This is a genomic window from Sorangium sp. So ce1153, from assembly GCF_051521595.1.
GTDB lineage: Bacteria > Myxococcota_A > Polyangia > Polyangiales > Polyangiaceae > Sorangium.
This window is the reverse complement of record NZ_CP150361.1, coordinates 8,399,113-8,417,467: the sequence shown is the minus strand read 5'-3', so window position 1 is coordinate 8,417,467 and position 18,355 is coordinate 8,399,113. Positions and strand designations below refer to the sequence as shown.

The following is an 18,355-nucleotide window of genomic DNA, read 5'->3' as shown; positions in this document are numbered from 1 at the left end:
GCGCCCGCCGCGGGGGCCGCCACGATCGCGCCGCTCACGGGAACCACGCCGCGATCTGCACCGTCTCACGCGCCGCACCGGCCAGGCCTTCGTTGCCCCTGAGGGCGGCGATGAGCGGCCCGACCTGGACCGCGCCCGCACGCCCCCGCTTCCCTCTCCCTTCCCCCCGTGCGACCATCGCGCCGTCATGGGCAAGGTCACCGCGCTTCACATGGACACCATTACCGAGAAATCCGGCCACCAGATGACCGGAATGGCGGTGAGCGTGTGCCTCACCCCCGCCGCCCCGAGCCCGTTGCCGATTCCCTATCCGACGATGGGCACCGTGGCCGAGGGGGTCATCGACCCGTGCATGCGCACCAAGATCGAGGGCGCGAAGATCCTCACCGTGGGCGGCTGCATGAAGGCGTGCCACGGCAACGAGCCCGGCACGCTCAAGGAGGTCGTCAGCCTCAACACCGGCGGCCCCTGCTTCCCCTGGCTCGGCGCGCCCAACGTGCTCATCGAGCTCGGCATGGCCGGCATCACCGGCAGCATGGGCCAGATGAACAAGTCGATCACCGTCGGCGCGGGCGCGACAGCGAGCAGCGCCGGAGGCAACGCCGGCGGCGGAGGCGGCGGCGGAGGCGGCGCCGGCGGCCCGGGCGGCGGCGGGCCGCAGGGCGGCGGCAACGGCGGCGGCGGGGGCGGCGGGAGCAACCAGGGCGCAGGGCCGCCCAGCCCGCCCGCGGCGCCAGGCGCCGACGGCCAGGCCGACGCGGGGCACCCCGTGGACATCGTCACCGGCACGATGTTCACGCCGCCGGAGACCGACTTCCTCCTGCCAGGACCCCTGCCGGTCAGCTGGATCCGCACCTACCGCACCTCCTCGGTCCAGCGGGACTGCGGCATCGGCCGCGGCTGGTCCCACTCCCTGTGCTGGCAAGCCGAGTTCCAGGGGGACCGGCTCACCCTCATCGACGAGACCCTCCGCGCGACGACCCTCGTCGCCCCAGCCGGCGACGTCCAGGCGCTGCTCCCCTTCGGCCGGCGCGTGTACTGGGAAGGCGACGCCCTCGTCGTCGATCTCGACGACGGCATCCTCCGCGTCCTCGCGCGCGGCCAGGCGCCAGGCATCTTCCGGCTCGCGCAGCTGCGCGACCGGTCAGGCAACCTCGCGGACATCACCTGGGACGACCGCGAGGTCGTCCAGATCGTGGACTCGGTCGGCCGCCGCGCCTGGCTGGTCCGGGAGGGCCAGTACAGGAGCTGGTGGGTCGCCGCGACCGGCGCGGACGGCGTGGAGCACACGAAGCGCCTCGTGACCTACGAGCTCGACTCGAGGGGCGACCTCGCCCGCGCCGTCGACGCAGGCGGCGTCGAGACGCGGTATTCGTACGACGACGAGCACTACCTCGTCCTGGAGCAGCAACCGGGCGGCCTCCGGTACAACTTCGTGTACGCCGACGTCGCGGGGGAGCGGCGCTGCGTGGAGACCTGGGGAGATCTCGAGGGCGCCGACATCCTCCAGGAGATCGGCGCGCCGGAGGCCTCGATGGCGCCGGCGGCGCGGCCAAGAGGCCTCTTCCACATGCGCTTCCAGTACGGGCCCGGATCCCACGAGACCACCGTCATCGACGGCCTCGGGTACAGGTTCCACTACAAGGGGAACGCGCTCGGCCTCGTGGAGCGGTACCAGGATCCGGCGGGGCAGCAAAAGCACCTCTCCTACAACGCCGTCGGCCAGGTCGTCTCCTCCACCACGCCGGACGGGACCGAAAGGAGCGCCTATGACGCGATGGGGCGACTCGCTTCCTTCACCGACGCGATGGGCCGGTCGTTCAGCCTGAAGCGCCGCGAGGACGGCGCCATCCTCGAGGTGCGCGACCCAGCGGGCGCCCGGTACACCTTCGATGTGGGCGCTGACGGACAGATGCTCGAGCGCACCGACCCGCTCGGGGCGAAGACCCGGTATGAATACGACAAGCGCGGGAGGGTGGTCGCCATCGTCGCGCCCGACGGCTCCGCCGAGACCTTCGAGCACGACGCCCACGGGAACCTCGCCGCGCGCACGCTGCCGGGCGGCGGGACATCGCATTACACGTACGACCTCTTCGGCCAGCTCGTCCGCGTCGAGATGCCTGGCGGCGCTGCGGTCGAGATCAACTACGACAGCCGGGGCCTCCCGGTGCGGGTCCGGGCGCCGGGCGGCGTCGTCGTCGAGACGACGTTCAACGACGCGCGCCGCCCCGTGTCGGCGCGCCATCCGGGCGGCGGCGTCTCGTCGGCGCGCTATGTAGGGCACCTCGTCGTGGAAGAGACGCAGTCGGACGGCAGCCGGTACCGGCTCGGCTACGACGCGCGCGGGCGGCTCACCTGGGTCAGGAACCCGGCGGGCGAGTCGCTCACCATCGAGCGGGACGCCTGCGGCCGCGTGGTCCGGACGAGGACGTTCTCCGGCGTCGAGACGACCTACGAGCACGACGTGCGCGGCCGCATCGTGCGCGCCGAGGTGGCCGGAACCACCGTCCGGAAGATCGCCTATGACGCCTGCGGCGACGTGATCCGGCGGGAGGACGGCGACGTCGTGACGGCCCTCGAGTACGACGACCGCGGCTTCCTCCGCCGCGGCGCGCGCGGCGCGACCGAGGTGCTCCTCGAGCGCGACGCCGCGGGGCGCATCGTGAGCGAGGAGCAGCGGGTCGGGGGGTGGCGTTACCGCGTGGATCGGGCGTTCAACGCGAAGGGCTGGGCCACCGCCAAGCGCTACTCGACGGGGTGGCAGGTCCAGATGGGCCGCGGGCCGAGCAGCGGTATCGAGTCGATCACGCTCGAGTCAGCGGCCGGCGTGGAGCGGATCCTGCGCGAGGTCGACGCCCACGGCCGGGAGACGGCGCGCGTCCGGGAGGACGGGTATGCCATCCGCACCGAGCGCGACTCCATGGGTCGCCCGGTGGTCACGGCGCTGGAGGACGCCGCGGGGCAGCCGGTCCGCGCGCGCCGCTACGCCTGGAGCAAGACCGGTCCGCTCGAGCAGATCGTCGACAGCACCTCGGGCAAGCGCACGTACGAGCTCGACGTCTACGGACGGCCGCTCGCGGTGAGCGGGCTCGGGGCCCAGGAGCAGATCCGCTACGACGCGAACGGGACGCCGCTGCGCTCCGCCGAGGACCGGGTGGGGCCAGGCGGGCGCTTGCTCCGCACGGCCGCCGCCGCCTTCACGTGGGACGCGCAGGGCCGGCTCGCGTCGCGAACGGCCGAGGGCGGCGCCGGGAGCTGGACCTACGCGTACGACGGGCTCGACGCGCTGGTGCGCGCGGCGCGGAGCGACGGGCTCGTCGTCCAGTACCACGTCGACGCGTTCAACCGGCGGCTCGGCGAGGTGCGGAGCGACGGGGCGAGCACGTGGTTCGGCTGGGACGATCAGACCCAGGTCGAGGAGGTGAGCAGCAGCGGCGCCTCGGTGCGGCGGGTGTTCGCCGATGACGAGATCACCCCGCTGCTCGAGGGCAGCGACGCGGGCGTGTGGAGGAGCGTCGTCACCGACGCGACCGCGACGCCGTGGCTGATGGTCGACCCGACCGGCGCCGCGACGGGCCAGGAGCTGGGCGCGTTCGGCGCGGTCACCCGGCGGGAGGGGCCGTTCACCGCGATCCGGTTCGCCGGGCAGCGCCACGACGAGCTCACCGGGCTCACTTACCACCGCGCCAGGTACTACTCCCCGGAGCTCGGCACCTTCACCACGCCCGATCCGCTCTGGATCGACGCCTCCATGTTCGAGCTGGCGTTCGTTCCCAACGTCACGCTCTGGGTGGATCCGCTCGGCCTCGCCATCCTGCTCCTGAGCGACGATCCGAAATGCGTGAGCGGCGCGAACGCGCGCCGGGCGGCCACGGGGCAGAACATCGTTCACTATAGCCAGCTCGGGAATCCGAGGGCGCTTGCCGGCGAGACCGAGCTCTACGTTTACGGGCACGGATCGCCGGGGATGATCGAATACGCGGATCGGAGCGGCACGTTCACGGGGTCGACGATGACCGGCCAGCAGCTCGCAAGCGGCATCCGGGACTCCGGCTTCACGGGCAGCAGGATCCACATGACGGTCTGCCATGGCGGCACCGATCCCCCCGGCCGGCCGGGCGGCTCGATCGCGCAGTCGGTGGCGGACGCGACCGGCGCGACCACGGTGGCCTGCGTCGGCGACATGATGGACGACCACCCCACGATACCGGGCGTCACGATCGCCGGCCCTGCCGGTTCGATGCAGCCGTTCAACCGCCGCTTCTGATATCGAGGTCTTATGACATCCGTCTGTGCGAGCCTGTCCACGCCGTTCTCATCCCCCCGGGAAGACGTCGTCTTTTGCGCCGCGTTCGCGCTCGCCTGGGAAAAGCTGCGGGCGAGGTTCGGCCCGATCGGCATGGAGCCCCAGCCGGCCCTGGCCGACGCGCTGAACGCGGCGACGCTCGGGGCCGAGGTGGTGGACCCGGCGTGGAGCGTGTCGGGCGCCGGGTTCGGCGGGGAGGGCGTCGTGGAGGCGCTGCGCGCCGAGCTCTTCTCGAAGTTCCCCGAAGCGAAGCCGGAGTACCTGCCGGAGGCGATGTCGGCCGACGACCTGCTGGCGTATGGCTACCTGAGCAAGATCCTGAAGTTCGAGACGCGCTTCGCGGTGCGGGAAGGGACGTTCAAGAGCTCACGGGTCCGAGCTTTCGGGCTGGACAACAGGGCGTTTGGCCCGGACCCGGCGCGCAGGGCGCAGGTCGTCGTGCACGACTGGGCGGCGCAGGAGGACTTCGTGATCGAGCTCGTCGCGGACGATCCAGACAGCCGCGTCCTCGTCGCGCAGGTCGCGCCGGCGGAGACGCTGGCGGCGACGGTGGCCAGCGCGGTCGCCCGGCTCGATAGGCTTCACGGAGAGGCGCGGCAGGTGGCGCCGGACGAGGCGCTCTCGATCCCGCGGCTGAAGCTCGATATGGCGGCGACCTTCGGCGACCTGATCGGGCGGCCCCTGCTCGGCGAGGCGCTGCGAGGCAAGCGCTTCGGCGAGGCGAAGCAGCGGGTGCAGTTCCACCTGAACGAGGGCGGCGCCGGGGCGACGTCAGAGGCCGTCATCGGCTCGTACGGGCGGCCGCCGCCGCGGTCCTTCAAGGTGACGGCGCCGTTCCTGGTGCTGCTCCAGCGGCGCGGGGCGAGCGCGCCCTACCTGGCGGCGTGGGTGGAGAGCACGGCCTGGATGGAGGTGCTCGGCCCGGTGCCGCCGCCGCCGGTGACTCCGCCGGGGTGGGGAGCGGGGTGGGGACCGCCGGCGACGTGAGGACCGCCGCCCTTCCGGCACGACGCGAGGGTGCCGGCCGCCGGAGCTGCGCGCGGTCGTCGCACGACGAGCATCCGCGAGCCTCGCGCGGCTCCGGATGGACGCACTGAACCGGTTCATCTTCCACCGCGAGGGCGGATGATCAAAGCTCCGCGCCGCGGGGAACCCCGGGGTCCCCCGCGGCAACAAGGAGCCATCATGCGAACATCTTCGTTCTTGGGACTTAGCTCATCAGGTATTCTCCTCCTCACGGCGATCGGATGCGGCGACTCCTCGGGCGGCTCGTCCTCGGGGGCGGGCGGCGACGCGGGCGCTGGCGGTCAGGTCGCGACGAGCAGCGGGAGCGGCACCGGCGGCGCAGGCGGCGATGCGGCGGGCACGGGCGGCGCTGGCGGCGCGGGCGGCGACGCGGCCGGTACGGGCGGCGCGGGCGGCGCGGGCGGCGACGCGGCCGGCACAGGCGGCGCGGGCGGCGGGGCGCCGCCGGGGCCGGCCTGGGACTGGAGCGGGATCGTCGGCACGGGACAGAGCCTCTCGGTCGGCGCCGAGGGCACGCCGCCCCGCGGGACGGAGCAGCGCTTTCACAACCTCAAGCTGTCGCTCGGGGCCGCGAGCGTGCCCCCGTGGGATCCGGCGAGCGACGCCCTCTCCCTGGTGCCGCTCGTCGAGCCCATCCGCGGCTTCGCGACGACCTACCCCAGCGCCTACCCGAAGAACATCTACGGCGAGACCCCGCACACGGCCATGGCCGACCAGATCTCGACCCTGGCGCAGGCGGGCGCGGGCGGCGACCTCGTCACGGTGCACACCGTCGTCGGCGAGAGCGGCCAGCCGATGAGCATCCTCCGCAAGGGCGCGAGCGAGATCATCGACGGCGACAAGACCCAGGCCCGCGCCTACGCGGCGACGCTGTTCGAGGCGGCGGCGATCGCGCGCCTCGCCAGGGAGGCGGGCAAGACCTACGGTATCGGCGCCATCATCATCACCCACGGCGAGTCCGACGCCGGCAGCGCTACCTACGAGGACGACCTCTTCAAGCTGTGGTCCGACTACAACGAGGACCTCCGGCCCCTCACCGGGCAGGCGCAGAGCATCCCCCTGCTCGTGTCCCAGCAGCACTCGGTGCCCACCGACGCGGGCGCGCGGTCGACGTCGACCCAGGCGCAGTGGCACGTCGGCGTCGAGCACCCGGGCGACATCGTCTGCTCGGGTCCGAAGTACCAGTATCCGTACGCGACCGACCACATCCACCTGAACGCGGAGGGGTACCAGCTGCTCGGCGAGAAGTACGGTCAAGTCTATTTCGAGAAGGTCGTCCTCGGGCGCGACTGGCAGCCTCTCCAGCCGACGCGCGTCGAGCGCAGCGGCGGCGTCATCACCGTTCACTTCCACGTCCCGGTGCCGCCGCTCGCCTGGGACAACGCGCTGCCGGCTCCTCACCAGAGCGCGAACACCGAGTGGTCGCGAGGCCGCGGCTTCGAGGTCTGGCGCGGCAACACCCGGATCGAGATCAGCAGCGTGGAGATCGCCGGCGACTCGGTGAAGATCACCTGCCCGCCGGATCTCCCCGCCTCCGGCGTGACGGTCGGCTACGCGGCGACGACCGACGGGACGGCGATGGCCGGCGGCACGGCGCGCTGGGGGCAGCTGCGCGACTCGGACCCGTTCGTCGGCTCGCTCTCGGGCAAGGCCCAGCCGAACTACAGCGTGGCGTTCGAGATGAGCGTCCCCTGAGCCCGGCGCACGCGCCTCGCGCCAGCGCCAGTATCCGTTGTGCAGGATGACTCATCCGTTATAATGGACGAATGATGCCCGCCTCGCTCGTGCAGGCCACCGCCGTCGAGCTCCTCGCGCTCTACCGATCCCGGAGCGCTTCCCCCGTCGAGGCGCTCCGCGCCGTCCTCGCCCATGTGGAGCGTCACGGCGCTCCGCTCAACGCGTTCGCGCTGCTCGACGAGGAGAGGGCCCTCGACGCCGCGCGCGCTTCCGAGGCGCGGTGGGCTCGCGGCGCGCCGGTGGGGCGCCTCGACGGGGTCCCTGTCTCGGTGAAGGACCTCCTGCTCACGCGCGGCTGGCCGACCCTGCGGGGTTCGCGCACGGTGGACGCGAGCGGCCCCTGGACCGAGGACGCGCCCGCGGTCGCCCGGCTGCGGGAGCAGGGGGCGGTGCTCTTCGGGAAGACGACGACGTCCGAGTTCGGCCTCAAGGGCCTCGGCGACAGCCCGCTGACGGGGATCACGCGCAACGCCTGGGATCCGCGGCGCACGCCGGGCGGCAGCAGCGCCGGCGCGGTCACCGCGGTCGCTGCCGGCTTCGGGCCGCTCGCGGTCGGAACGGACGGCGGCGGCTCGATCCGCGTCCCGAGCGCGTTCTCCGGGGTGGTGGGGTGCAAGCCGACCTTCGGCCGGGTTCCAGCGCACCCGGCGAGCGTCGTGGGGGTGCCGCCGCATGTCGGCCCGATCGCGCGCACCGTCGCCGACGCGGTGCTGCTCCTTTCGGTCCTCTCCGGCCCCGACGACCGCGATCCGTTCCGGGCCCCTCCGGCGCGCGAGGACGCGCTCGACGCGAGCGACGCGCGCTCCCTGCGCGACGTACGGATCGGCGTGAGCGCCACGCTGGGCTACATCGATCCGCCGGGCGAGACGCGGGCCCGCTTCGGCGCGGCGGTCGCGCTGCTGCGGCAGCTCGGCGCCGAGGTGGAGGAGGTGGAGCCGCCGTTCGCGGACCCGGGGGGCGTGCTGCGGACGCTCTTCGCTGCGCGCGCCGCGCACACGGTGCGGGAGCTCGGGCCGGAGCAGCGCGCGCGGCTCGACCCCGCGGTCCGGAGCGCGGCCGAGCAGGGGGAGGCGCTGAGCGCGGTGGCGTACCTCGAGGCGGAACGGCAGCGCGCGGAGCTCGGCCTGGCCATGGCCGCGCTCCACCGCCGCTTCGACCTGCTGGTGACGCCGACGTCGGCCGGGGCCGCTCCCCTGATCGAGGGCGGCGGCGCGCTCCCCGCCTCCTTCGCCGGGCCCTTCAGCCTGACACGCCAGCCGGCGATCAGCGTGCCGATGGGGCTCACCAGCGCCGGCCTGCCGCTCGGCCTGCAGCTCGTCGGGCGCCACTTCGAGGAGCCGCTCTTGCTGCGCGCCGCGCTCGCGTTCGAGCGCGCGAGCGCCCCGCTCGAGGCGCCGCCGCTCCGCGCGAGCTGAGCGGCCGCGCGCGGCCCCCGCGCGCCCGGCCGGGGCTCACTCCGCGGCCGCGCGCGGGCGCGGAGTGAGCCCCGGCCGGCCAGCGCTCACTGCGCGTGCCGGATCTCGTCGGAGAACCTCACCGCCTCGCGGAGCACGTGGTCCGCGAGCGCGGGGTCGATGATGCTCTTGATCTGCCCCGTCTCGATGCCCTGCTCCGCCGCCGTCTTGAAGTCGATGACATCGTCGGCCATCATCGCGAGCTGCCCGCTCGCGACGAGCTGCGTGTTGGCCTGGTACAGCGTGTCGGCGCGCGCGTTCGCCTGCTCGACGAGCGCGCGCTCCTGCGGGTCGAGCAGGTGCGCGATGAACTCGAGGTGCTCCGCCATGATCCGCGTCCAGAACGCCCTGACCTCGTCGCGCCGGAGCGCGGCGAAGCCGGTCGTGTACAGCTCGAGCCGGGCGGCGAACCGCTCGGCCTCGCGCGCGATGTGATCGAAGAAGAGCGGCCAGACGAGGCTCTTCAGCGTGCCGGCCTCCTGCGCGCGCTGCATGCGGCGCTTGTACTCGATGAGCTCGAGGACGCTCGACCGCGTCGCCGCGAGCAGCGGATAGAGCTCGTCGTCGCGATAGTGGTTGTCGCGTGCCGAGATGAAGTGCTGGGCGAAGAGGACCTGGAACTGCCGCGCTTCGTTCCGGGCCGCGCGGAGGCTGTCGCCCGGCATGAGCAGCGCCATGAACATCGCATGTTCCATCATGATGTCCGTCCAGAAGAGGACCTCTGCGACGGCGTGCGCCGCGTGGCCGGCGTTCAAGCCGGCCAGGAAGATCGGCTTGCGCGCGCGCTGGTCGGCGACGACGCCGGGGGTGAGGGCGACGCCCTCCGGGAGCGATAGCGGCCCGACCGGCTCGCAGATCTCGGGGCCCTTGCCGGCCGCGAGCGCGAGGCCCGGTGTGGCGAGCAGCGAGACACCGGCGGTCGCCGCCGCCCTGCCGGCGAATTGCCGGCGTCCAAGTTTCCCTCGTGAAACATGCTTCTCCATCGACGCTCCTCCAGGTTCGTACAGCGGTGTGAGTCCGAGCGTGAGGGTGCATGTCCCGCGCCTGGGCCCATGAGCTTGCTCCGCGGGCGGTCCGCCGGTGCGCGCCCCGTGGATCATCACGACGGGCGAAGCAGGGAATCGCCACGCCCGGGCGCCTCATCACGAGAGGCGCCGCGGGAGCGCGCCCGGCGTCGCTCTGTGGAATCCGCCCTCGATGGGCGGTCCGACGACCGGCGGCTGCGAAGGCCGAGCACACGACCCCTCATCTGCCGGCGGTCTGCGACCGTCGAGCACATGGCCCCCGGAAGACGACCGGAGTCTCGGCCGTGGCTGGACGGTGCTGGTCTGCGCGGGGCAGACACGTGACCGGGAGCGGGCTGGGCGGCCTCACCCGTCCGGGCGGGGCTCGCGCTGTCTGCGGTGCGCGTCGACGTCCCCGTCGCGCCTCGGCTTGACAAGACAGACCTGTCTGTATTACTCAGCGGTCGTGAGCGATGTACGGCGCCACATCCTCGAGGTCGCGGAGCGGCTCTTCTACGCCGAGGGGTATCGCGCCGTCGGCGTCGATCGCCTGATCGCCGAGGCGAACGTCGCGAAGGCGACCTTCTACCGCCACTTCCGGACCAAGGACGATCTGCTCGTGGCGGTGCTCGACGCGCGCGACGCGCGCTTTCGCGAGTGGCTGGCCGGGCGCGTCGAGGCCCTCGCGGTCGACCCGCGGGTCCGGCCGCTCGCGGTCTTCGACGCGCTCGGCGAGCGGTTCGCCACGAATGATTTCCGCGGCTGCGCGTTCCTCAACACGATGGTCGAGGTGGCGAGCCGGAGCCACCCCGGCCACGAGGCCGCGCAACGCCACAAGCAGCGGCTCATCGATTACCTCGAGGGGCTCCTGCGCGAGGCCGGCGCGCCGGAAGCTGGCGCGCTGGCGACGCAGTTCCTGCTGCTGATCGACGGCGCGACGGTGACCGCCGTCCGCGAAGGGGGACCGGGCGCGGCCGCGCGCGCGCGATCTCTCGCCGAGCTGCTCCTCACCACAGCGCGGCCAGGGAGGCGGCGAAGATGAGCGAGATTGCGAGTGTCCCGGGAGGGTTGAACGCACGTGACGAGCAGCGCCCGCAGCGCGCCGCTGCGGAGATCGGCCGCGCCGCGCGCGCGCCGCGCCTGTCGCGGAGGCGGCCGGCGGAGGCGTTGGCGTCGGTCGCCGCGCCGCTGGTCGCGCTCTTCCTGGCGGGGTGCGCGCCGGCGGGGCGCGCTGAGCCCTGCGCCTCGCCGACCAGCGCCAGCGCCAGCGCTTCGCCGACCAGCGCCAGCGCCGGGCCGGCGGCCGACGCGAACACCGACGCCGCCGGCGGCCGCCTCCAGTGGCGCGGCGGTCCGACGGCGATCCTCGAGCGGGACGGCCTCCGCCTCCTCACCGATCCCGTCCTCGGGCCGCGCGGCCCCGCCGTGTTCGTCCTGCCCCGGCACCCGTCGACCGGCGTCGAGAACGCGCCCATCGCCCGCTACACCGATCCTCCCGCCGAGCCGCTCGGGCGCCTCGACGTCATCCTCCTCAGCCATAACCACGCCGACCATTTCGACGCCGTCGCGAAGGAGACCCTCCCGAAGGACGTTCTGTTCGTCCTCCCGCCGGACGCGGTCGAGGCGGCGCGCGCCGCGGGCTTCACCAGGCTGACGCCGCTCGACTGGGACGCCGAGACGGTCATCCCGACCCGCTCTGGCCGCCTCCGGATCCTCGCCGTGCCGGCGAACCATTCCCACGACGCGGCGCTCGACGCGACGCTCGGAAAGGGCAACGGGTACGTGCTGCGCTGGGAGGGCGCGGCGCCCTACTCGGTCTACTGGACCGGCGACGCTGTATTCACCGAGCCCATGCGCGCCGTGGCGGCCCGCTTCGCGCCCATCGACCTCTGGCTACCGCACCTCGGCGCCGTCGGCGTCGACGGCGCGCGCGGGCTCCGCACCATGGACGCGGAGGAAGCGGTCGCCGCCGCGGCGCTCCTCCGCGCCCGTCACGTGATCCCGATCCACCACACGACGTTCGGCCATTACCGCGAGCCGGTCGCGGCGTTCGTCCAGCGGGCCGGCACAAAGGGCCTGTCCGCGCACGTCCACGTCCCGACGGACGGAGCGTGGATGTCCCTCCCGCGCTGAGCCGCGCTCAGCGCCCTCGCGGCTCAGCGTGGCTCTCCGGCACGGCGGGCGGACTCTGCCTCTCGGCCGGCGACGTCGTCGTCGGCGGCGGCTACGAGGAGCGCCCCCTGCGGCTCGCCTCGTCGCGCGCCTGTTCGCGGGAGGTGGCCTCTGTCTCGAGGCGATGGAGGTGCCGCTCCTCGGCGAGGAGGTCCGCGCGCATCGCGGCGAGGTTCCTGGGGATCTGATCCAGCGGGGCCGGCACCTGATCGGCGGGGCCGAGCTGGCGCAGCTGTTCCTCGGTCGCGTCGAGGAAGGCGCCGGCCTGCCGGTGCGCCGCGCGCGCGGCGGCGAGGAACTGGAAGCGCCAGGGTGACGAGGCGGCGCGCTCGGCGCTGCTGAGCCACGTCTTCATCGCCGTGAGCTGGCTCGCGCCGCCGCGGATCGCCGCGAAGATCTCGTCCAGGTAGCTGGCGCTTCCCGGGGTGGCGCTCACGGACGAGGTCCCCGCGCGCGGAGGCCACCCTCTGAGCCCGTCGCGGGCGCGGCGCCGTTCAGACAAGCCATTCTGGCGTGCGATTCTAACGAGTTCGCCCCGGGGGTGCGAGGCCCAAGCCCGCGGCCGCTCCGGGCGCGCCTGCGCCGGGAGGCGCGGGGAGTCCCGATCGGCCGCGCGCTCGCTGGATTGACGCGCGCGCGCCTGCGCCCCCGGCGGGGAGGCGGCTCGTGCGGTCCGCGAGGGCCGAGCGTGGACCGACGGTGGAGCGCTGCGCGCGGAAAGGGGTTGCCTGATCCGGGGGATTCGACGAAGGTTCGCCCAGGTGCACCCGTGAGCCAGGAACCCGCTGAGTCGCGCCCGCCGCTGCCGCCTTTCACCGCCGAGACCGCTGCCCGGAAGGCGCGGCTGGCGGAGGATGCCTGGAACAGCCGTGAGCCCGCGCGCGTGGCGCAGGCGTACACCGTCGATAGCCGCTGGCGCAACCGGGCGGAGTTCTTCCAGGGGCGGGAGGCGATCGAGGCGTTCCTGCACCGCAAGTGGCAGCGAGAGCTCGACTACCGCCTGATCAAGGAGGTCTGGGCGTTCACGGGGGACCGGATCGCGGTGCGCTTCGCCTATGAGTGGCGCGACGACAGCGGGAGCTGGTACCGGTCCCACGGCAACGAGCAGTGGGAGTTCGACGCGCAGGGGCTGATGCGTCGGCGCGAGGCGAGCATCAATGACGTGCGGATCGCGGAGGCGGACCGGAAGTTCCGCTGGCCGCTCGGGCGGCGGCCGGACGAGCATCCGGGGCTGAGCGAGCTCGGGCTGTAGGCGTCGGGGCGCCGGGCCGGGCCGGACCCGCGTCAGCGAGGGCGCCCGCAGCTGCGTGACCAACACAGGATCCCTGTTCAAACCATGTCCACCTCTTCGAGCAAGCCCGAGATCGCCACGGCTTACGACCGCTGGGCCGCGACGTACGATGGTGATCCCAACCGGACCCGCGAGCTGGCGGCCACCGTCCTCCGGCAGCGCGGGCTTTCGCTGGCCGGCCGCGACGTGATCGAGATCGGGTGCGGCACCGGGCGCAACACGCCCTGGCTGGCCGAGCACGCGAGGAGCGTCCTCGCGCTGGATTTCTCCGAGGGCATGCTGCGGCAGGCGAGCGCCCGCGTGCGATCTCCCCACGTCCGGTTCGTGCAGCACGACATCCGCTCTACCTGGCCGGTCGCGGAGGCCTCGTCGGACGTGGTGATTGCGATGCTCGTGCTGGAGCACATCGAGCACCTCGAGGCGATCTTCGCCGAGGCCGCCCGCGCCCTGCGCGGAGGAGGCGAGCTCTTCCTGTGCGAGCTGCACCCGATGCGTCAGCTGCGCGGCGGTCAGGCCAACTTCGTCAACCGGGAGACCGGCGAGCCCGAGCGCGTGACGGCGTTCCTGCACGACGTCTCCGAGTACGTGAACGCTGGCCTGTCGTCCGGGTACGAGCTCGTTCACCTCGGCGAGTGGCGCGACGATGAGGCCCTCAGGAGCGACCTGCCGCGGCTCCTGTCCGTGCACCTCCGGCGCAGTTCAGCTCCGTCCGGACAGAAATCCGATTCTTGACGGAGCCACCGGCGCTGTCGCGCTCCTTGTCGCGGAGGCGCAGGGCGAGGCGGGTCAGCGCGGCACGCCGAGCGACGCGAGCGGGGACCTGTCGCTGAGCGCTAGAACGTATGTTCGTGTTCTGGCATGCTCCGGACCGTTCCACCCGACATCGAAGGAGAGTGCGATGAAGCTCTATTTCAACCCTCAGAGCCGCGCGGTGATCACCAAGTGGATGCTGGACGAGTGCGGCGCCACGTACGAGCTCGCGCCCATCAGCTTCGAGAAGCAGGAGCACAAGGCGCCGGCGTTCTTGAAGATCAACCCCGCTGGCAAGCTGCCGGCGCTGGTGGACGGCGACGCCAGGGTCTTCGAGAACGCGGCGATCTGTCTTTATCTTGCGGACAAGTTCCCCGAGGCCAGGCTGGCGCCCCCGGTCGGCGCGCCGGAGCGGGGGCGTTATCTGTCGCTGATGGTCTATTCGACCTCGCAGGTCGAGCCGGCGATGGGCGACCGCCTGCTGAAGGTCGAGACGCAGCCCCAGCGGGGCTGGACCGATTTCGAGAAGGTCATGGACGTCGTCGAAGGCGAGCTCGGGAACGGGCCTTACCTGTTCGGCGACTGGTTCACCGCGGCCGACGTGATGGTCGGCTCGATGTTCATCTGGATGCGCCTGTGGGGCGGCCCGACGGGTCGGCCCGCGCTGGAGGCTTATGTCGATCGCTTGCAGGCGCGTCCGCATGGCCCGAAGCTCGGGAAGTGAGCCGGCCGGCGGGCCGCTGTCGTCGAGCTGACGGCGCTGCCGATCTCGACAGCGCTGCGCCGCTTCAAGCGCGGATCACGGCCACCGTCCTCCCGCCGCCGGTCTTCGCCTCTTCCCGCCGCGTCCTCTCCGCGAGCGGCGGCAGCCCGCTCCGCTGGTCGAAGATCACCAGCCACCCCCGATCGAGGCCGAGCCCTGCGAGATAGCCGTCCAGCTGCTCCAGCCCCTCCTTCAGGGGATCTGGCCGATCGTCTCGCCAGACCTTGAGCTCGATCGCCAGGGTCTCTCCCCGGTAGCGCACGCAAAGATCCATCCGGCCTCTGCCGATCGCGTACTCTCGCTCGATCGACCCGCCGCCGTTCACGACCCGGTGCAGGAAGGCCATCAGCGCCAGGTGCGGCGCGATCTCGTGGTAGGGCGCCGCGCCGATCAGCGGCTCGCCGTGCTGCCGCCAGAACGCGACGAAGGCCTCCAGGAGCCGCTCGGTGGACAGCTTCCCATCCTCCGTGAGCCACGTCGGCGCGATCGCGGGCAGCCCGGCGCGCACCGGGAAGGCCAGCTCGCGCACGATGATCTCCCGGTAGATCGGGTTGGCCACGTCGAGCCCGCCCTCCTGGGTCATGCGGACCAGCCCGAGGTCGACGGCGAAGCGCACGTCGTCGGCGGGCACCTCGGGCAGCTTCGTGCCGGCGAGCATCGGCTCGATGAGCGCCCTGATCCGCGGCTCGCGCAGGCGGTCCACCAGGCTGTCCAGGTGCGTATCCTGCCGCTCGATCAGGATATCCCTGGCTCGGTCCACCGGGGCCGCGGTGATCGGTTGGTTCCGGTCCTCGACGAGCACGTCGACGATCTGCTGCGCGAGCGCGTTCACGAGCCAGGGCTGCCCCTGGCTCAGCGCGAAGACCCGATCGATCGCCTCGGGCAGGAACTCCTGTCCTGTCTCGGCGGTGTGCTGGCCAAGCAGCGCCGCGACCTGCTCGCGCGTGAAATCGTGCAAGGTGAGCGACTCCACCTTGATGTTGAACGGGCTTGATGTCCCGAGGCGCGCTGGATCTCCCCCGCTCGCCACCTTGTAGTCCCGCACGTCGCGGAGCCCGCAGAGCGCCACCGACCAGGGGGAGTCCTGGGGCCGCTCCGCGTAGCCGGCGCGGAGCTGGCGAAGCACCGAGCGCAGGCTCTCGCCCTGCAGCGCGTCGATCTCGTCGAAGAACAGGACGAGCGGCAGCGGGCACGCCTGGGCCCACGCGGCGAGGCCGGTGCCGAGCAGCGACAGCACCGGCGCCTCGGGCCAGGGCTGCGGCGGCTGGAGCTCCGGCGCGAGGGCTCGCGCCGCGCGCCGCCGGATGGCGTTCAGGAGCGCGAGCTGCGCTTGCTCCACGTCGTCGCCGGCCGGCTGTCCTTCCTCGCAGGTGAAGTACAGCGCGGCATAGCGTCCCTCGGCCGTGAGCTCGTCGGCGAGCGCGCGCAGCGTCGTGGTCTTGCCCATCTGCCGAGGCGCGTGCACGACGAAGTAGGCTCCTCGCTCGATCAGCCGCCGCGCCTGGGGCAGCCGCTCGGCCGCGGGCAGCATGTAGTGCCGCTCCGGCTCGCACGGCCCGGCGGTGTTGAAGAAGCGCATGCCCGGACCTTGGACCGGGGCCGCCGTCGCCGTCAACCGACCGGGCGCCGTCCCTGGCAACTCGCGATCTCCGGCTCACCCATCGAGCTGCCTCAGGCTTTCATCGCGAGCTCATCGCTTTGCCGCGGGCCGCGGCGCGCGCGTCCGCCGTGGCCGTCGTCGTTCGGGTGACGCGGGCCGCTCCATGGGTCTACCATGCCCGCCATGAGGCCCTCGTCCCGTCGCCGCCACGCGCTCGCGTCCTCGTTCCTCGTCACGGTGGCCGGCGGCGTGGCCGCGTGTGCCTCGCCCCGACCGCCGTCGGAGCCGCCGGAAGAGACGTCCAACCCGCCGCGCCCGGAGCTCGCGCAGCCGAGCGGAGCGACCGGCGCGGAGGACGCGGCTGCGCCCGGTGCGCTCCAGGACGGCGGCGCGACGGCGGCGACGGGCGCGGCGGCCTCGGAGACGCCGCAGGACGCCGGATCGGCGGCCCGCGATGCCGCAGCGACGGCGCCGGACGCGGCCGCGCCCGGCGCGCGCCCGGGCGCCAGCGCGACGGCGGCGCTGGATGAGGAGGACGGGCCGCTCCCGCCGCCCGCGCCCGGCGGGAGCGTGGTCCGGTCGCCGGACGGCACGTGCAGGCAGGTCTTCCCGAACCCCTGCCCGAAGCCGCGACAGTCTCCCGACGGCGTCATGATCATGTGCAACCCGCCGCCGCCCAGGCAGGTCGCGTGCCCGCCGGAACGCGGCCAGCGCTGATCGCGCGGCCGCCCGGGGCGCCGGCGTGACGGCTCCTGTCGACCCCGCCGTCCTCGCCCGCGCGCTCGCGCTCGGGTGTGGCCGGAGGCTGCCTGAGCGCCTGGGAACGGTGGGATGGCCGCTGGCAAGCGGCTATCGATGGAACGACATGGCGTCGAGCCAGATGTCGAGTGCTTCCCGAACACCCTGACCGAGCTGGCGCTGCGACTGACCGGCGCCCGTCGCCAGGCACCCTGTCGTCAGAGCGCGCCGACCGCGGCCGGCCGCGGGGCGAGCATCGGGTGCAGCTCGGCGATCCCGAGCCGCGCGCGCCCCGCGAACTCGTATGCGTCGTCGGTCGCGGCGATGTGCTGCGTCGCCGCGTGCAGGTCGCGGAAACACCGCTGCAGCGGGCTCGCCGCGTACAGAGCGCCTCCGCCGCCGGCGCGGTACGCGAAGGCCGCGACCTCCGCGGCCACGTCGGTCACGTACGTCTGGGCGACCCGGATCGCGGTCCAGTCCTCGATCGAGAGCGCTTCCCGGGCGCGCGCCCGGTCCCACATCCGCCCGAGCGCGTCGAACGCATAAGCGCGCGCCGCGTCGAGCTTCGCCTCCGCGCGCCCGAGATCCATGTGGAAGGCCGCGTGGCTGCCCAGCGCGACCTGCGGCCACACCTTCACCCGGCGCGGAGCGACCGCGGCGATCTCGTCGAGCGCGCGCCGGCCGACGCCGAGCGCGAAGCCGACGTGGCCGGTCGCGACGAGGGCGATCAGCGGGAGCGAGTACATCGCGCCGCCGCGCCGCTGCGGCGCCGTCGGGAAGGGGCACGTCAGCGCCTCGGGCACGAGCGCGCCCTCGATCCGGTAGTGATCGCTCCCGGTGCCGCGCAGGCCGGCCACGTCCCACGTGTCCTCGACCACCACCTGCTCGCGCGGGACGGCGACGCTGATCATCTCGGGCGGCCCCGCCGCGGGCGCTCCGCCCTCCGGCGCGACGATGGCGCAGGTGAACAACCACCGCGCGTGCCGCACGCCGCTGCCGAACGCCCAGCGCCCCTCGAGCGCGTAACCGCCCGCGACGCGCCGCGCGAGGCCGGTCGGCACCTGGAGCCCCGCGAACGTGGGGAACGGCCCCGCGAACACCTGCCGGGCCCCCTCGTCGGGCAAGGTACCCCCCGCCAGCGCGGCGAGCAGCGCGCTGATCATCAGCGACCACCCCGCGGAGGCGTCCGCGCGCGCCATCGCCTCGAAGACCTCCAGCTGCGTCAGCGGATCGCTCTCGGCGCCGCCCACCACCCGCGGCGCGGCGACGGCGAAGAGCCCGCTCGACTGCAGCGCGTCGACGACCGCCGGCGCGAGCGTGCGCAGCCGCTCGGACTCCTCGGCGTGGGCGAGGGCGACGGCGCGCACGCGCTCGACGGCGGCGAGGTGGCGTTCGCGGTCGGGGGATCGACGGGGCTCGGACATACGGGGCTCCTTTCCTGGATGGGTGCGGCGCGCCGGCATCGTCTGGGCCTCTCCAGCCCGCCCGCGCGCCCGATGATGACAGCAGCAACA

At 73.3% G+C, this 18,355-nt stretch carries 14 protein-coding genes; 10 read left to right on the top strand and 4 right to left on the bottom strand.

Going from position 1 to position 18,355, the window contains the following annotated elements; translation table 11 throughout:
- The first annotated feature begins 211 nt into the window (after positions 1 to 211).
- From WME85_RS30275 to WME85_RS30260, 4 genes are all read left to right on the top strand, one after another.
- The gene (locus WME85_RS30275) at positions 212 to 4,267 is read left to right on the top strand and encodes a PAAR-like domain-containing protein (RefSeq protein ID WP_437826248.1); all 4,056 of its coding nucleotides are present in this window, start codon (positions 212 to 214) and stop codon (positions 4,265 to 4,267) included.
- Positions 4,268 to 4,279: 12 nt separating this feature from the next.
- Positions 4,280 to 5,293, top strand: coding sequence for a hypothetical protein (locus WME85_RS30270; RefSeq protein ID WP_437826245.1), 1,014 nt, complete (start codon positions 4,280 to 4,282; stop codon positions 5,291 to 5,293).
- Positions 5,294 to 5,491: 198 nt separating this feature from the next.
- On the top strand, positions 5,492 to 7,027 hold the full coding sequence (locus WME85_RS30265; protein WP_437826243.1) for a dockerin: 1,536 nt from the start codon (positions 5,492 to 5,494) through the stop codon (positions 7,025 to 7,027).
- 71 nt (positions 7,028 to 7,098) lie between these two features.
- Positions 7,099 to 8,484, top strand: coding sequence for an amidase (locus WME85_RS30260; protein ID WP_437826241.1), 1,386 nt, complete (start codon positions 7,099 to 7,101; stop codon positions 8,482 to 8,484).
- Positions 8,485 to 8,570: 86 nt separating this feature from the next.
- Here WME85_RS30260 and WME85_RS30255 read toward each other — a convergent pair whose 3' ends face one another.
- Complete coding sequence (locus WME85_RS30255; RefSeq protein WP_437826239.1) at positions 8,571 to 9,506, bottom strand: DUF2935 domain-containing protein; 936 nt, start codon at positions 9,504 to 9,506, stop codon at positions 8,571 to 8,573.
- Between the two features lie 487 nt (positions 9,507 to 9,993).
- On the opposite strand from WME85_RS30255, the gene WME85_RS30250 reads away from it, so the two are divergent.
- On the top strand, positions 9,994 to 10,569 hold the full coding sequence (locus tag WME85_RS30250; protein ID WP_437826238.1) for a TetR/AcrR family transcriptional regulator: 576 nt from the start codon (positions 9,994 to 9,996) through the stop codon (positions 10,567 to 10,569).
- A complete protein-coding gene (locus WME85_RS30245) occupies positions 10,566 to 11,660 on the top strand; it encodes an MBL fold metallo-hydrolase (protein ID WP_437826236.1) in 1,095 nt (364 codons plus the stop codon). The genes WME85_RS30250 and WME85_RS30245 overlap by 4 nt, the downstream gene beginning before the upstream one ends.
- A 91-nt stretch (positions 11,661 to 11,751) precedes the next feature.
- On the opposite strand, the gene WME85_RS30240 is transcribed toward WME85_RS30245, so the two are convergent.
- Complete coding sequence (locus WME85_RS30240) at positions 11,752 to 12,135, bottom strand: hypothetical protein (protein WP_437826235.1); 384 nt, start codon at positions 12,133 to 12,135, stop codon at positions 11,752 to 11,754.
- Positions 12,136 to 12,468: 333 nt separating this feature from the next.
- Here WME85_RS30240 and WME85_RS30235 point away from each other — a divergent pair, with 333 nt between their 5' ends.
- The 3 genes from WME85_RS30235 to WME85_RS30225 all read left to right on the top strand — a co-directional run bounded on the left by WME85_RS30235 (position 12,469) and on the right by WME85_RS30225 (position 14,464).
- Complete coding sequence (locus WME85_RS30235; protein WP_437498037.1) at positions 12,469 to 12,951, top strand: DUF1348 family protein; 483 nt, start codon at positions 12,469 to 12,471, stop codon at positions 12,949 to 12,951.
- Positions 12,952 to 13,035: 84 nt separating this feature from the next.
- Positions 13,036 to 13,722 carry a class I SAM-dependent methyltransferase gene (locus WME85_RS30230; protein ID WP_437826233.1) on the top strand — a complete coding sequence of 229 codons (687 nt, stop codon included), beginning with the start codon at positions 13,036 to 13,038 and terminating at the stop codon, positions 13,720 to 13,722.
- 166 nt (positions 13,723 to 13,888) lie between these two features.
- A complete protein-coding gene (locus WME85_RS30225) occupies positions 13,889 to 14,464 on the top strand; it encodes a glutathione S-transferase family protein (RefSeq protein ID WP_437826232.1) in 576 nt (191 codons plus the stop codon).
- A gap of 64 nt (positions 14,465 to 14,528) precedes the next feature.
- On the opposite strand, the gene WME85_RS30220 is transcribed toward WME85_RS30225, so the two are convergent.
- A complete protein-coding gene (locus WME85_RS30220) occupies positions 14,529 to 16,082 on the bottom strand; it encodes an AAA family ATPase (RefSeq protein ID WP_437826230.1) in 1,554 nt (517 codons plus the stop codon).
- A 204-nt stretch (positions 16,083 to 16,286) separates the two neighbouring features.
- Between WME85_RS30220 and WME85_RS30215 the strand changes: the two genes are divergently transcribed.
- A complete protein-coding gene (locus WME85_RS30215) occupies positions 16,287 to 16,820 on the top strand; it encodes a hypothetical protein (protein ID WP_437826229.1) in 534 nt (177 codons plus the stop codon).
- Positions 16,821 to 17,059: 239 nt separating this feature from the next.
- On the opposite strand, the gene WME85_RS30210 is transcribed toward WME85_RS30215, so the two are convergent.
- Complete coding sequence (locus WME85_RS30210) at positions 17,060 to 18,265, bottom strand: acyl-CoA dehydrogenase family protein (protein WP_437826227.1); 1,206 nt, start codon at positions 18,263 to 18,265, stop codon at positions 17,060 to 17,062.
- Positions 18,266 to 18,355 lie beyond the last annotated feature (90 nt).

Bases quoted from the DNA above. Each gene is read 5' to 3' on its own strand.
- WME85_RS30255 (WP_437826239.1), bottom strand. From the start codon at position 9,506: ATGGAGAAGCATGTTTCACGAGGGAAACTTGGACGCCGGCAATTCGCC.
- WME85_RS30210 (WP_437826227.1), bottom strand. From the start codon at position 18,265: ATGTCCGAGCCCCGTCGATCCCCCGACCGCGAACGCCACCTCGCCGCC.
- WME85_RS30270 (WP_437826245.1), top strand. From the start codon at position 4,280: ATGACATCCGTCTGTGCGAGCCTGTCCACGCCGTTCTCATCCCCCCGG.
- WME85_RS30265 (WP_437826243.1), top strand. From the start codon at position 5,492: ATGCGAACATCTTCGTTCTTGGGACTTAGCTCATCAGGTATTCTCCTC.
- WME85_RS30230 (WP_437826233.1), top strand. From the start codon at position 13,036: ATGTCCACCTCTTCGAGCAAGCCCGAGATCGCCACGGCTTACGACCGC.
- WME85_RS30245 (WP_437826236.1), top strand. From the start codon at position 10,566: ATGAGCGAGATTGCGAGTGTCCCGGGAGGGTTGAACGCACGTGACGAG.
- WME85_RS30260 (WP_437826241.1), top strand. From the start codon at position 7,099: ATGATGCCCGCCTCGCTCGTGCAGGCCACCGCCGTCGAGCTCCTCGCG.
- WME85_RS30275 (WP_437826248.1), top strand. From the start codon at position 212: ATGGACACCATTACCGAGAAATCCGGCCACCAGATGACCGGAATGGCG.
- WME85_RS30215 (WP_437826229.1), top strand. From the start codon at position 16,287: ATGAGGCCCTCGTCCCGTCGCCGCCACGCGCTCGCGTCCTCGTTCCTC.
- WME85_RS30225 (WP_437826232.1), top strand. From the start codon at position 13,889: ATGAAGCTCTATTTCAACCCTCAGAGCCGCGCGGTGATCACCAAGTGG.
- WME85_RS30220 (WP_437826230.1), bottom strand. From the start codon at position 16,082: ATGCGCTTCTTCAACACCGCCGGGCCGTGCGAGCCGGAGCGGCACTAC.